We start from the raw sequence: 13,006 nt of genomic DNA, 5'->3' as shown, positions 1-13,006 counted from the left end.
GGGCTCAGAAATCGACCGCCAGACCCTTTTTCTCCCAATCGCCATAGCGCACTGGTTCCAACCCGTTGCGACCGCCCAGTTCGGGGGGGCGCGGATTGGCGCGGGCCTCGGCTTCGGCCAGGGCGCGGCGTTCGGCGGCTTCGGCCAGGGCGCGCAGGGCTGCGGGGGGCAGGTCGCGCGGGGCGTCGTCTTGCGTGTCGTCTGGCATCGGCTGTTCCCTTGCTCTGATCCCCCTGATATACGCGCCGACTGATCGGGGGCAAGTGCGCCCCTGTGCCCTGACCCGCAACGGAGCCTGCCGATGTCGCCGCAAATTCTTTCCGCCCGCCACGCTGCTGTGGATCTGCTGGACCAGATTTTGGGCCACGGGCGGCTGATGACCGAGTTGATGGCTGGTGAGAATTGGGCAGCCATGCCTCCCGGCGACCGTGCAGCGTCGCAGCGATTGACCACCGATGTTCTGCGCGGGCTAGAGCGGGCGGACCGGGTGCTGAAACCCTTTCTCAAGAAAGAGCCGCCCCTGCGGGTGATGAACGTGCTGCGCCTGGCCACAGTCGAGCTGTGCGGCGGCGGCGCGGCGCATGGTGTCGTCAACGAGGCGGTGGGAATCGTCGCACGCGGCGGGCGCACCGCGGGAATGAAAGGGTTGGTCAACGCGGTTCTGCGCAAAGTCGTGGCGCATGGTCCGACCGAGTGGCCAAAGCTGCGGGTGCCGCGTCTGCCGGTCTGGTTGCGTACGCCGCTGATCGAGGCATGGGGCCGCGAGGCGGTCATGGCGATGGAGGCGGCACATTTTGCCGGTGCGCCGCTGGATCTGACAGTGCGGGGCGATGCGACGGCGCTGGCGGCGGAATTGGGGGGGTGTTGCTGCCCACAGGTTCGGTGCGGCTGACCGGCGCCGGGCAAGTGACTGCACTGCCGGGATTTGTTGAGGGTGCGTGGTGGGTGCAGGACGCCGCTGCTGCACTGCCGGTGCGGTTGCTGGGTGACGTGGCGGGGCGCGACGTTCTGGACATGTGCGCGGCTCCGGGCGGCAAGACGATGCAACTGGCGGCGGGCGGGGCCAACGTGACCGCGCTGGACTTGTCGCCCGCGCGGCTTGAACGCGTGGCCGAAAACCTTGCTCGCACCGGGCTGAGCGCCAAAATGGTCACGGGCGATGCGCTGGATCATCAGGGGGTCTATGATGCCATCCTGCTGGACGCCCCCTGTTCCGCCACCGGCACGATCCGCCGCCATCCCGATCTGCCGCATGCCAGAATCGGTGACGGCATTGCCGAACTGATCGGTTTGCAGGCGCAGATGATCGACCATGCGCTGGACCTGCTGGCGCCGGGTGGTCGGTTGGTGTTTTGCACCTGCTCGCTTCTGCCCGACGAAGGTGAATGCCAGGTTGAAGAGGCGGTTGTGCGTCATCCGGGGCTTGAGGTGCTGCATGTTGACGCGCCCTGGATCGCGCCAGAGTGGCGTACATCCGAGGGTGGGTTGCGCCTGCGCCCGGATTTCTGGCCCGATCTGGGCGGGATGGACGGCTTTTATATGGCGGTACTGCACAAGGCGTAACAACGGTTTGCACTGTGCGGTGAAAGGTCTGTCGCACAAATCGGTCCACAGTGCCGGTCTGTTCGGCGGATCTTTGCTCTGGAGAGGCTTGCGAGCCGGTCGAGGACATCCGGCGTCAGGAAAACTGGCGACTTCGTGGCTGGTTCGCTTGTCCAGACCGACACCAATAATTACGTAGACGTCATCAGATCGGGATCTTGTTGTGGTGGACGGACACAGGGGGGGGAAATCGCCCACTCTGATCCGACGACTGGAAATCCTGGCCCAAAATGAATTGTGAGGACTTTTGATGAAGAAATTTGTGACCCTTCGGAATCTTGTGATTGCGATTCCTGTGCTGATCCTGCTGGTGGGGCTGCACTATGCGCTGCCGCAAGTAGATGTGGTGCGAGCCGTCGGAGTCGAGATCAAGCGCGTTGACATCAGCGAAACCGAAACCGGGCAGCAGCGCACCCGCGATGTTTACCAGCTTCAGATGGAGACACCGAGCGGGCAACCGCGCGTCTACCGGAACGAGGATAATTTCCTGTATGGTAAGTTCGATTCTGCCAATCTTCAGGCGCAAATTCAATCGCTTGCGACTGACAAGCAGCTTGTGGCACTGCGGCACTACGGATGGAGGCTGACCCTGTTCTCGGCCTTTCCCAACGCGGTCAAGGCCTGGCCGGTCGAAGAGGGCTATCGTCACATTCCTGTATTCAACACTGTGGTATTGCTCGTTCTTGGGTTTCTTGGCTTCTTGGGGGTCCGTCGTCTCAATCGGGTCACGCAAAGCCGGGCCGAGAACCGTCGCCAGCGCGAGACCGATCGTGCGGACCGTCAGGCTGCTGCGGCCCATGAGGCAGACGCCGCCGCACAGCGGTCTCGGGAAGATGCGCAGAAAGGCCGGGCTGATATTGACGATTTTCTGAACTCTGGCGGCGACAAGAAAGATTGATCCGTCATGAAGGCGAAGGCCGAGACCACCCGCACCTACTATCTTGAGGCTGGGGCGCTTACCCTGCAAACCACCCAGGTGTTGGAGCGGGAGCTGTTTCGTGTCGCCGAGCGCATCAATCCAAAACGGGCGTTTCTTTTTGTGTCTACGGTGCTTGGCAGACATATTCCGGTTCACCCACTCGAACATCGGGCCGCCCTTAGGGCGCTGGCAGATGGCGTTTCGGGACATCTTTTGCCCGGTCCGGTCTTTGTCATGGGATTTGCAGAAACGGCTGTGGGGATCGGGGCGGGGGTCTTTGACTGCCTCAGGATGTCGCATGGCGACCGCGACATGGGATATCTGACCACAACGCGGTTTTCGCCAGAAGGGGCCGACGACTGGTTCACAATCGAAGAAAGCCATTCGCATGCCGTCGATCACATCATCCTTGAACCGCGACCGGGCGTTCTGCAACACGGGCCGGATGCGACGCTGGTGCTGGTCGATGACGAAACAACCACTGGCAAGACCTTTGCCGAACTGGCGTCGGGGCTGCGCGCGCAGGGTCTGCAGTTCGGGCGTGTTGTGCTGGTGACTCTTACCGACTGGTCCGACGGTCGCGCAGTGGCGGCGGTCAGCGGCATCTTTCAGGATGCCGACGTCTGTGGTGTCTCCTTGCAGCAGGGGGCGTGGGACTGGGCGCCGAAACGGGACTGGGTGCACTCGGGACTGCCCGGCAGATGTGAAACCTGCTGTTCACGCTGGCGCCCCGAGGTGGAGCAGGTGTTTGCCGCGCCGCGCACCGGCATCGCTGCGTCGGAGCCACGCCAGTCAGGCGAAGATATCCTGACCCGGATCGAGCAGGCGGGGTTTTATCCTCCACGTGAAACCGACAGGGTTCTGGTTGTCGGCGCGGGCGAGCATGTCTGGCAACCGATGTTGGCAGCAGAGGCGCTGTGCGCCCGCGGCGTCCATACACGGTTCATCACGACAACCCGCTCTCCGATCCTGCGGGGCGAAACCATTCGCCACAAAGTCTCGTTTTCGGACCATTATGGACAGGGATTCTGGATGTACATGCACAACGTCGTTCCGTCCGAATGGGACCGCATCCTGCTGTTTACCGAAACGGGCACCGACGGATTGCCCGACGAGTTCGTGAACTGGCTCGGTCGGGTCGATGTGATCGACGGTGCGGGTACCGTGTCGGTTCTGACGGCTGCCGAGCAACCGGCATGACGCGTCCCATCGTTTTCAGCGACCTTGACGACACGATTTTTCAGACCGCACGCAAGATGCGGGATGCGCCGCAGGATGACAGGCTGGCCTCAGAAGCGCTGAATGGTAGCCATTCCTATATGTCGCAGTCTCAGGCATTGATGATGGACTGGCTGCTGGGATCGACGCGGTTTATCCCCGTCACCGCCCGCTCGACCGAGGCGCTAAGGCGGTGTCGCGTACCGTTCACGGACTATCAGATTTGCACCAACGGGGCGGTTATCCTTTTGCCTGACGGCACCCCCGATCCCGATTGGTTCGAGCAGACCCGGCGGCAGGCAGAGGCTGCGACCGGCGCGCTTGAGGACCTGATTGGCTTTGTGCGAACCGAAACAATGCCGGATCGCTACAGGTGTTGGGTCGTCGAAGAATTCGGCACCGGGTTTTATTTCTGCGTCAAATCCAACAGCGACGCCGCCGCGCTAGACGAGATCGAGGATGGGCTAGGCGCCATTGCAGGCGCCGGGCTGGTCCGACACCGCAACGACAACAACCTATCCTACACGCCTGTGGGAATTTCAAAGCGGGCCGCAGTCGAATACCTATCGCAAGAACTGCTGAGCGGTGACAGGGTGCCTGTGTTTGGCATGGGCGACAGTCTGACCGACCTGCCGTTTATGGCGACCTGCGACATGCTGGTCATTCCGCGGCATTCGCAGATTGACCGTGAAATCCTGCGCTCCGGGGGGCTGTGATGCCCCCGGCACCGCAGATGATCACCGGTTCCTACAATCCCGAGGATGTTACTTTTCTGCTCAAGCCAGTGCAGATCATCCCGACGGATATAGCCACAAAAGAGCGCCTGATTCAGAGCGGCGCGGCGCATTATTCAGAGATGATTTCGCAGGAACGCCGTCCGGACGAACGATATCTGGAAATCTTTGGGGCGGCCCGCAGCAATGGTGTGGATCGGATCGCACGTGAGATATCCGGTCTGGCCCGGCGCATCGCGGACCGAGTCGTTGCGGGATCGCTCGCGCCGCAGCTCACCTTGTGTTCGCTGGTGCGGGCAGGTGTCCCTTATGGTGTTCTGCTACAGCGCGAATTGTCAGCGCTGGGGGTCGACACCCACCACTTTGGCGTGTCGATCATTCGCGATCGCGGGTTGGACCATAACGCGATGGCCTACATCCTCGACAGGCGCACAGAGGATGGCGTCGTGTTTGTCGACGGCTGGACCGGCAAGGGGGCCATCGCAACCGAGCTGCAAAAATCCTGGCAGGCGATCACCGGGCGAAACACCGTCGAGCTGGTCGTGCTGGCTGATCCGTGCGGCTTTGCGACGATGTCGGGGTCGCACGACGACTGGTTGATTCCGTCCGGGATCCTTGGGGCCAATGTCTCGGGTTTGATCAGCCGGTCGATTTTGAACCCGGATGTGATCGGTCCCGACGATTTTCACGGATCAATTCCCGTGGATCACCTGAACGACATCGATGTGTCGCTGGATTATGTCGATCAGATTACGCGACACATGGACCGTTACCGGACGACGCCTGTGCCCGCAGATCAGCCGGTTGGCGCAAACGCACGGCAGGCGCGCGCCCTTGCCGCCGTACATGCCATCGCCAAACAGTTCGAAGTGACCAATCTCAACCGGATCAAGCCGGGGATCGCCGAGGCCACGCGGGCAATCCTGCGGCGTCGGCCCCAAAAGGTCTTTGTGCGGTCATTCGATGACCCCGATCTCGCGGCATTGATCCATTTGTGCCGGACGGATTGCGTCGATATGATCCAAGATCAGGCTCTACTCGGCCCCTACCGCGCGATTACACTGATTGAAAAGGTCGCTTGATGCAGTGGGATTTCTCATCTTACGCGCTTGGCGCCACGCTTTATATGCCAATCGTTCATCACCGCGTCCCGGCGTATCTGTGCGGCGAAGTTGATTTTCCGTCGCCGTCGGTTGTTCTGTGCCTCGAGGATGCGCTGGCCGCGGATGATGTGGCGCGCGGGATTGCCACGCTGAAATCGCTTCTCAGGCGGGGCCTGGTGGCGTCCGGCACGCGCATATTCGTCCGGCCCCGATCGCTTGAGATGGGGCTGCAATTGGCCGAGTTTGCGGGAATCGAACAGATCGAAGGCTTTGTCGCCCCCAAGATATTGCCCGAAACCGCTGCGGCCTGGATGACCTTGGCAGAGGCGGCGGATCTGCGGATCATGCCGACAGTCGAGAGCTCGCAGTTTTTCGATCCCGGGCGTATCACAGCGCTGCGGGACATTCTTGACGATCACGACAAGCGTCGGATCGCGGCAATTCGGCTAGGCGGAAACGATCTTTTGGCGGCAATGGCCCTGCGGCGACAGCACGGGATTACATCCTGGGAAGGGCCATTGGCCTGGGTGCTGGCGATGGCGTCTTCGATGCTGATTTCTGCGGGATATCCCGTGGCAGCGCCGGTTTTCGACATCATCGGGGACATGGAGACGCTGAAACGCGAGGTTGCGCAGGATGTGGCGGCCGGGTTCATTTCGAAAACCGCAATTCATCCCGCGCAGGTCGACTATATTCTGGATGCGTTCCGCGTATCCGAGGCAGAGATCGAGCAGGCCAAAGCTGTCTTGGACAATCGCGCCAGTGCGGTGTTCCAGATCGGTGGGATGATGTGCGAGCCATCGACACACTCTGCCTGGGCCAAGCGAATTCTTGCTAGAGCCAAGGTTTTTGGTGTTCAGAGGGATTTTGAATTCGTGAGTTCAGCATGACCACAACGAGCATTTGGCAGCGCATTCTCGCTTATCTCGACGCCGCCGGTCAGGCGGTTCGCAAATCCCTTGAACCGCGAGCCCCCACTGACACGGTGGCGTTCTCAATCGCCTTCATTGCCCTTGCAGCCAAGATGGCCAAGGCTGACGGCATTGTGACCCGGGACGAGGTCACGATGTTCCGGCGGGTTTTTGATATCCCGCCCGAGGAAGAGGCCAATGCGGCGCGCGTGTTCAACCTTTGCCGACAGGAAACAACCGGCTTTGAAGCCTATGCGCGTCAATTGTCAAATGTGCTGCCGCGCACGCCAAGTGGTGATACGCTGCGGCAGGATGTTCTGGACGGGCTGTTTCACATTGCCGTGGCCGATAGCAAATATCATCCGGCCGAGTCTGCATTCCTAAGACGGGTGACAGAAATATTTGGCTTGAGTGACGACATTTATCTGGTTCTCAGGGCGCGCCACGTGCCCGCGCTGCGGGATCCGTACCGAATATTGGGAGTGTCTACCGATGTGTCGCTGGACGATTTGCGCGCGGTCAGAAAGCAGTTTGTACGCGAGAATCACCCAGATCAGTTGATCGCAAACGGACTGCCAAAGGAAATGATCGAGCTGGCAAACGCCCGGCTTGCAGACTTTAATGACGCCTACGAAGAAATAGCGAAGATCAAGTCCGGCTCTCGGATCCATCTTCAGGGACGGGAAATCTAATGTCAGCGCTTTTCCCGTCCTTCCACCTTGTAACGGGGTGGATTCTGAATACCTCGCTGACGTGAGCTTGCGCAAAAGGGAGAAAATAATGAGCATTTCGCTGGCCAAGGGACAGACACTATCCCTCGAAAAGAAATCGGGCCTTACCAAGATTTTTATGGGGTGCGGATGGGATCCGGCGCAACCGAAAAAGAAAGGCTTCCTCGGAGGCTTGTTCGGCGGCGGTGGCGCGGATGATATTGATCTGGACGCTTCGGTGATCGTCTTTGACGACGGCAAGCAGGCGATTGATCTGGTCTGGTTCAAACAGTTGAAATCCAACGACGGATCGATTCAGCACAGCGGAGACAATTTGACCGGTGAAGGCGATGGAGATGACGAAACCATTTATGTTGATCTCAGATCCCTTGATTCCCGGGCCAAGTACCTTGTCTTCACCGTCAACAGTTTCCGTGGCCAGACTTTTGACGAAGTGGACAATGCTTTTGCGCGTCTGGTCGACGACAGCACTAAATCAGAAATCTGCCGGTACACCCTGACAGAAAAAGGCCGCCACACCGGCGTCGTCATGGCGTCGATGGAAAAGACCTCTTCGGGCTGGCAGATGACGGCTCATGGAACCCCCACCAACGGACGCACCGCACAGGAACTTGTCGGCGCGGCCATGGCAGAAATTTAAGGAGAACGATATGCTTAACTGGTTGAAACAGAATGCCGAACAGGCCCGGACCAAGCTAACGGCCGAAGCGTCGAAATTCAAGAACCGCGCTTTTATGGAAGCTGTGGTAAACGGCTGTGCCCTGGTGGCTGCGGCGGATGGCACCATTGATGCATCCGAAAAGCAAAAGATGGCTGGCTTTCTTGAGCGCGCGGATGAGCTGAAGCATTTCGAAATGCGTCAGGTGATCGAGGTCTTTCAAAAGGCCGCTGGCGATTTTGAATTCGATCATATGATTGGCAAGGCGTCCGCGCTGAAGGTGATCGGCAAGATTAAAGGCAACGAAGATCAGGCGCGACTTCTGGTTCGCGTGGTCTGTGCCATCGGCGCGGCCGACGGCGATTTTGATGATCAGGAAAAAGCCATGGTTGCCGAAATTGCGCGCGAACTTGGGCTAAATCCTGCCGAATTTGATCTCTAGTCAATCGATAAGTTAATCAAATGCATGGGCGGGTCTTGTGACTCGCCCGAATTGTCCAAACAGGAAATATGATGCACGAACTTGAGTCCTATCAGCTGATTGTCATTGCACTCGGCGCGATTTCTTTTGGCGTTTACTTGCTGGTAAAGGGCGGCGACTGGACCGTAGACAACGCGGTGGTCATTGCCGAAAAATCGGGACTGTCCAAGCTCTTTATCGCGGCCACAATTGTGGCTTTTGGTACCTCCGCGCCCGAGCTGTTCACGTCGGTCAACGCCAACCTCTCGGGTTATCCCGGGATATCCGTTGGTAATGTGATTGGTTCGAATATTGCGAATATCCTGATGGTGATCGGCATTTCGGCGATCATTGCGCCGATTGTCTTTGATCGGGCCGAAGTGCGTGTGGACACATTGGTGATGATCGGTGCCACCGCCGCGATGACTGCGGCCATCCTGTATGGACTTGTGCCGCGTTGGGGCGGCTTTGCCATGGTCGCGGCGATTGTCGCCTATGTGCTGTATCAATACAAAGCGTCCAAACTTGAAGTCGATGATGACGACGACGGGGACGACGCAGGCACGACCATGCCTGGTCTGATGCTGTGTGTCGGCATCTTGACGCTGCTTGTCGGCTCTGAGCTGCTTGTTCAAGGCGCGGTTGCCGGTGGTGTGGCGCTTGGCGTGCCAGAGGCGGTTATTGGTATGACTCTGATCGCCTTTGGAACCTCTCTGCCAGAGCTTACTGCCTGCGTGGCGGCGGCCCGCAAGGGTCATTCGGATATGATCATCGGTGGCATCATCGGGTCGAACATCTTTAATATTCTGTCGGTCATGGCATTTTCGGCGATTGCAAAACCGCTGATCATCGACACCCGGTTCGCGCAGTTTGACATGCCGATCGTGGTTGCTGTGACGATGCTCTTTGCCGTTTTCCTGCTGTTCACTGGCAAGATCGGGCGTGTCGCCGGTGCGCTGATGTCCGCAGGCTATCTGGTCTTCATCGCGGTTCAGTACCTCTATTAACGCGGCTCTGATCCCTTTTTCGCAGCAACTGCTCAAAACTCTACTCTACGAAAGGACAAACAATGGCACTTACGCTTTCCAAAGGTCAAAACCTGTCTCTGACCAAAACAGATCCCGGCCTGACCAAGGTTTTGGTTGGCCTTGGTTGGGATGAGCGTCAGACAGATGGATCTGAATTTGACCTTGATGCTTCGGCGTTTCTGCTGAATGCCTCGGGCAAGGCGCGCAGTGATGCAGATTTCATTTTCTACAATCAGATGAATTCGGTTTGCGGCTCGGTCAGTCATACCGGCGACAATCGCACAGGCGAAGGCGATGGCGACGATGAGTCGATCAAGGTCGACCTCTCCAAGGTTCCGCAGGATGTCCAGACGGTTGCCATCACCGTTACGATCCATGATTTTGAGGCGCGGCGTCAGTCGTTTGGCCAGGTTGCAAACGCCTTTATCCGCGTTGTGAACGATGAGACCGGAAACGAAGTGGTGCGCTATGACCTGACCGAGGATTACTCGACCGAGACGGCGATGGTCTTTGGAGAGCTGTATCGGCACAATGGCGATTGGAAGTTCCGTGCCGTTGGCCAGGGCTACAATGGCGGGTTGGCGGCAATGTGCCGTCAATACGGGCTGAATATCGGCTAACCCCAACTTTTGAACTATAACAACGACGTCGGCGCGGGCTGCGCCGGCACCTGCGAACCGTGTCAAAAAGGAAATCAAAATGGCTGTATCACTTCAAAAAGGCGGCAACGTCTCTCTGAGCAAGGAGGCACCAGGCCTGAGCAAGGTCACTGTCGGCCTAGGCTGGGACCCGCGCGTCACCGATGGCGCCGAATTCGATCTTGATGCGTCGGTCTTTGTCTGCGGCGCAGACGGTAAAGTGCTGTCTGATCAGCACTTTATTTTCTACAACAATGCCAAGAGCCCGGATGGATCCGTCGAACATACCGGCGACAATCGAAGCGGTGAAGGTGAAGGCGATGACGAGCAGGTCAAAATTGATCTGAGTGCGGTTCCCGCCGACGTCAAAAAACTGGTTTTTGCTGTGACCATTCACGAAGCGGCATCGCGCAGCCAGAACTTTGGTCAGGTGGCAAACGCGTTCATGCGTGTCATCAACCAGGATGGCAGCAAAGAACTTGCGCGCTATGACCTGTCCGAGGATTATTCGATCGAAACGGCGATGATCTTTGGCGAAGTCTACCGCCACAACGAAGAGTGGAAGTTCAAGGCAATCGGCGCCGGCTTTGAAGGTGGTCTTGGGCCGCTCGCATCTTCGCATGGTGTGAACCTGGGCTAAGCCCCAAGTGATAGCACGCGGAGTGATCACACTCCGCGTGCGCCCTTTGCCCTTGCTGCGACCTGCGCATGTCAGGTTTCGCGCCGATCTACGGGAGATGGATCATTGACGACACTTGCCATGGGCGCAAACGCGCCGCTGTCATCGCCGGAATTCACACTGGACGTGCACCTTCCGCAGGGGAGCGCAATCGATGTCACCGCCCTGCAGCTGTATTCTGACGGCAAGGTGCGTGGTGACGGCGACATGTGCTTTTTCAATCAAACCTCCATCGGTGGTGGCGCGGTATCCCTGAATGTCAGCGGTGACAGGCAAAGCTTTTCCTTTGACCTTGGCAAGATCAGCGCTGATGTGGAAAAGATAGCTGTGAATGCCACTCTCGATGTTGGTGCCTTTAGTCAGGTCAGCGGGCTGCGGCTGTCAGGGACGGGTGGACTCGAGATGCAAGTCGCCACCGCTGGACGATCAGAGGCGGCGCTGATCCTTTGCGAGATTTACAAGCGCAACAACCAGTGGAAAATTCGCAATGTGAGCCAGGGCTTTAATGGCGGATTACAGGCATTGGCCGAACATTTCGGCGTCGAAGTCGCCGCGCCCGCCCCGGCACCGGCCCCCGCCCCGAAACCGGCCCCGAAACCCGCCGCGTCCAAACCATCGGTCAATTTGACCAAGGTCTCTCTGACCAAGAACGAAAGCACGATTTCGCTCAAAAAGGACGATGGCAAGTTTGGTCGCATCCGCGTCAATCTGAACTGGAATCAAAAGAAAAAGTCTGGCGGTCTGTTCGGGATGGGCAAGCGCGGGATCGACCTTGATCTTGGGGCGTTCGTTGAATTCCAGACCGGCGAATTCGGGGTCGTGCAGGCGCTTGGGAACTGTTTTGGCGACCTTGGCGCATTGCCGTATACGAAGTTGATGGCGGATGACCGGACCGGCACATCGACGGACGGTGAATGGCTAGAGATCAACGGTGATGCCTGGTCCAAATTTCGCCGCGTTCTGATCTTTGCATTCATTTACGAAGGTGTGGCCAACTGGCAGGAAACCGACGGTGTCATCCGGCTTATGGTCCCCGGCCAGCCCGAAGTCGAAGTCAGGATGAATGAGTTGGGTGCCAGCAATCGTGACGGTATGTGCGCCGTAGCGCTGTTGGAGAACCAGAACAATCAGATCCGTGTAAACCGCGAGGTCCGTTTTTTCGCCGGGCATGAACCGATGGACAATGCATATGGCTGGGGCATGCGCTGGCGAGCAGGGCGGAAATAAGCGCGGATCACAAGGTTAGTCAGTCGAATTAGCGACGAGAGGGAGCAGCGTTCATGAGCTTCAGATTTTTTACCCGAAAAAAGCTCTTTCCCGGTGTGACGCTCAACATGAGCAAATCGGGACCGTCGTTGTCGATTGGTCCGCGCGGCCTTAAACATACTATTGGTGGTCGCGGCAGCCGAACCACGTTGGGATTGCCGGGCACCGGGCTGAATTACACGGTCCGCCACGGAAAGGGCCGTAAGGCACGCGCGGGGCAATCGCAGGCCCCGGCACAGGCACCGCAGCCAACCTACCGCGTCGATACGGCTGCCGCATCTGCGACCTTGGACCGGGATTTTCTGCGCGCTGTGGTCGCGTTTCAGGGCGGCAACACGGGCGAAGCGCTTGCCAAGCTGGATGAGATGCCGGGAATCGCGGATGCATCCTGGCTGGCAGGTGTGATCGAGTTGCGCGATGGCAACTGGATTTCGGCGGCTGATCATCTCGAAGCGGCGTTGAAGAACCAGGATGACCTCGGGCAGATATGCGCGCGAAACGGCGTCTCAATTGAGATCGCCTATCCGATCACCCCGGAAGTGACGGCGCATATCGGCCCGGACTCACGATCAGCCCGGCTCGCTCTTGCCGAGGCGTATCAGGCTGGTCAGCAGCTAAGCGAGGCGCTGCGGGTGCTCAAGTCGATGATCCATCAGGTGCCGGAAGATCTGGTTGTGGCATTGTCTCTGGCCGAGGTCGCCTTTGAGGCGAATGATGGTCGCAAGATGAAGATGTCGGATCTTGTCGCTATTCTGGACCGGGCGGCGCCGGTTTCGGGGCTTGGATGGGCGCGCGATGTGATGCGGGCGCGTGCATTGGCGCGCGGTGGCGCACTGACCGAAGCGATAGATAGCTATGCCCGCGCCATGCTGGACGACGACACCCCCGAGGATGTGCACAAGCTCGCTTGGTATGAAAGGGCGCTTTTATTCGAAGAAACCGGGGATCGCACGCGCTGCCGGCAGGAACTTTCGGGTCTTTATGCCCATGACAAATCTTTTGCCGATGTTGCGGATCGCCTTAGAAAACGCGCCTGACCTGGGGTGTTGACGATTAGAA

General features: G+C 58.7%; 14 protein-coding genes and 1 pseudogene. 14 read left to right on the top strand and 1 reads right to left on the bottom strand.

Annotated features, from left to right (window positions below; genetic code table 11):
• Window positions 1-4: 4 nt before the first annotated feature.
• Entirely contained in the window at window positions 5-208 is a 204-nt protein-coding gene (locus IMCC21224_RS17360) for a DUF1674 domain-containing protein (protein ID WP_047996411.1), read from the bottom strand.
• A 93-nt stretch (window positions 209-301) separates the two neighbouring features.
• On the opposite strand from IMCC21224_RS17360, the pseudogene IMCC21224_RS17355 reads away from it, so the two are divergent.
• From IMCC21224_RS17355 to IMCC21224_RS26635, 14 genes and pseudogenes are all read left to right on the top strand, one after another.
• Window positions 302-1,563: pseudogene (locus IMCC21224_RS17355) on the top strand (RsmB/NOP family class I SAM-dependent RNA methyltransferase).
• A 289-nt stretch (window positions 1,564-1,852) separates the two neighbouring features.
• A complete protein-coding gene (locus IMCC21224_RS17350) occupies window positions 1,853-2,500 on the top strand; it encodes a DUF1523 family protein (RefSeq protein WP_053079027.1) in 648 nt (215 codons plus the stop codon).
• A 6-nt stretch (window positions 2,501-2,506) separates the two neighbouring features.
• On the top strand, window positions 2,507-3,721 hold the full coding sequence (locus tag IMCC21224_RS17345) for a phosphoribosyltransferase domain-containing protein (protein WP_047996410.1): 1,215 nt from the start codon (window positions 2,507-2,509) through the stop codon (window positions 3,719-3,721).
• Entirely contained in the window at window positions 3,718-4,455 is a 738-nt protein-coding gene (locus tag IMCC21224_RS17340) for a hypothetical protein (RefSeq protein ID WP_047996409.1), read from the top strand. The genes IMCC21224_RS17345 and IMCC21224_RS17340 overlap by 4 nt, the downstream gene beginning before the upstream one ends.
• Window positions 4,455-5,555 carry a cysteine protease StiP domain-containing protein gene (locus IMCC21224_RS17335; protein WP_047996408.1) on the top strand — a complete coding sequence of 367 codons (1,101 nt, stop codon included), beginning with the start codon at window positions 4,455-4,457 and terminating at the stop codon, window positions 5,553-5,555. Before IMCC21224_RS17340 ends, IMCC21224_RS17335 begins: the two co-directional genes overlap by 1 nt.
• Window positions 5,555-6,466: an HpcH/HpaI aldolase/citrate lyase family protein gene (locus IMCC21224_RS17330; RefSeq protein ID WP_047996407.1), complete on the top strand. Its 912-nt coding sequence runs from the start codon at window positions 5,555-5,557 to the stop codon at window positions 6,464-6,466. Before IMCC21224_RS17335 ends, IMCC21224_RS17330 begins: the two co-directional genes overlap by 1 nt.
• Complete coding sequence (locus tag IMCC21224_RS17325; RefSeq protein ID WP_047996406.1) at window positions 6,463-7,179, top strand: DnaJ family molecular chaperone; 717 nt, start codon at window positions 6,463-6,465, stop codon at window positions 7,177-7,179. The genes IMCC21224_RS17330 and IMCC21224_RS17325 overlap by 4 nt, the downstream gene beginning before the upstream one ends.
• Before the next feature lie 37 nt (window positions 7,180-7,216).
• The gene (locus IMCC21224_RS17320; protein ID WP_231582111.1) at window positions 7,217-7,858 is read left to right on the top strand and encodes a TerD family protein; all 642 of its coding nucleotides are present in this window, start codon (window positions 7,217-7,219) and stop codon (window positions 7,856-7,858) included.
• A gap of 10 nt (window positions 7,859-7,868) precedes the next feature.
• Window positions 7,869-8,318 carry a tellurite resistance TerB family protein gene (locus IMCC21224_RS17315; RefSeq protein WP_047996404.1) on the top strand — a complete coding sequence of 150 codons (450 nt, stop codon included), beginning with the start codon at window positions 7,869-7,871 and terminating at the stop codon, window positions 8,316-8,318.
• A 71-nt stretch (window positions 8,319-8,389) separates the two neighbouring features.
• A complete protein-coding gene (locus IMCC21224_RS17310; protein WP_047996403.1) occupies window positions 8,390-9,343 on the top strand; it encodes a calcium/sodium antiporter in 954 nt (317 codons plus the stop codon).
• A 62-nt stretch (window positions 9,344-9,405) separates the two neighbouring features.
• Window positions 9,406-9,984: a TerD family protein gene (locus tag IMCC21224_RS17305; RefSeq protein ID WP_047996402.1), complete on the top strand. Its 579-nt coding sequence runs from the start codon at window positions 9,406-9,408 to the stop codon at window positions 9,982-9,984.
• Between the two features lie 79 nt (window positions 9,985-10,063).
• A complete protein-coding gene (locus IMCC21224_RS17300) occupies window positions 10,064-10,642 on the top strand; it encodes a TerD family protein (RefSeq protein ID WP_047996401.1) in 579 nt (192 codons plus the stop codon).
• Between the two features lie 105 nt (window positions 10,643-10,747).
• Entirely contained in the window at window positions 10,748-11,908 is a 1,161-nt protein-coding gene (locus IMCC21224_RS17295) for a TerD family protein (protein WP_047996400.1), read from the top strand.
• Window positions 11,909-11,961: 53 nt separating this feature from the next.
• Window positions 11,962-12,984 carry a DUF4236 domain-containing protein gene (locus IMCC21224_RS26635; RefSeq protein WP_053079026.1) on the top strand — a complete coding sequence of 341 codons (1,023 nt, stop codon included), beginning with the start codon at window positions 11,962-11,964 and terminating at the stop codon, window positions 12,982-12,984.
• Window positions 12,985-13,006: the final 22 nt, after the last annotated feature.

The organism is Puniceibacterium sp. IMCC21224, assembly GCF_001038505.1.
In the GTDB taxonomy this organism is placed as follows: Bacteria; Pseudomonadota; Alphaproteobacteria; order Rhodobacterales; family Rhodobacteraceae; genus Puniceibacterium.
The sequence above is the reverse complement of the archived record's forward strand: the minus strand, read 5'-3'. Positions and strand labels throughout refer to the sequence as shown.

Excerpts from the sequence above, each read along its gene's own strand:
- IMCC21224_RS17360 (WP_047996411.1), bottom strand. The coding sequence starts at position 208 with ATGCCAGACGACACGCAAGACGACGCCCCGCGCGACCTGCCCCCCGCA.
- IMCC21224_RS17335 (WP_047996408.1), top strand. The coding sequence starts at position 4,455 with ATGCCCCCGGCACCGCAGATGATCACCGGTTCCTACAATCCCGAGGAT.
- IMCC21224_RS17300 (WP_047996401.1), top strand. The coding sequence starts at position 10,064 with ATGGCTGTATCACTTCAAAAAGGCGGCAACGTCTCTCTGAGCAAGGAG.
- IMCC21224_RS17310 (WP_047996403.1), top strand. The coding sequence starts at position 8,390 with ATGCACGAACTTGAGTCCTATCAGCTGATTGTCATTGCACTCGGCGCG.
- IMCC21224_RS17330 (WP_047996407.1), top strand. The coding sequence starts at position 5,555 with ATGCAGTGGGATTTCTCATCTTACGCGCTTGGCGCCACGCTTTATATG.
- IMCC21224_RS17325 (WP_047996406.1), top strand. The coding sequence starts at position 6,463 with ATGACCACAACGAGCATTTGGCAGCGCATTCTCGCTTATCTCGACGCC.
- IMCC21224_RS17305 (WP_047996402.1), top strand. The coding sequence starts at position 9,406 with ATGGCACTTACGCTTTCCAAAGGTCAAAACCTGTCTCTGACCAAAACA.
- IMCC21224_RS17350 (WP_053079027.1), top strand. The coding sequence starts at position 1,853 with ATGAAGAAATTTGTGACCCTTCGGAATCTTGTGATTGCGATTCCTGTG.
- IMCC21224_RS17340 (WP_047996409.1), top strand. The coding sequence starts at position 3,718 with ATGACGCGTCCCATCGTTTTCAGCGACCTTGACGACACGATTTTTCAG.
- IMCC21224_RS17315 (WP_047996404.1), top strand. The coding sequence starts at position 7,869 with ATGCTTAACTGGTTGAAACAGAATGCCGAACAGGCCCGGACCAAGCTA.
- IMCC21224_RS26635 (WP_053079026.1), top strand. The coding sequence starts at position 11,962 with ATGAGCTTCAGATTTTTTACCCGAAAAAAGCTCTTTCCCGGTGTGACG.
- IMCC21224_RS17345 (WP_047996410.1), top strand. The coding sequence starts at position 2,507 with ATGAAGGCGAAGGCCGAGACCACCCGCACCTACTATCTTGAGGCTGGG.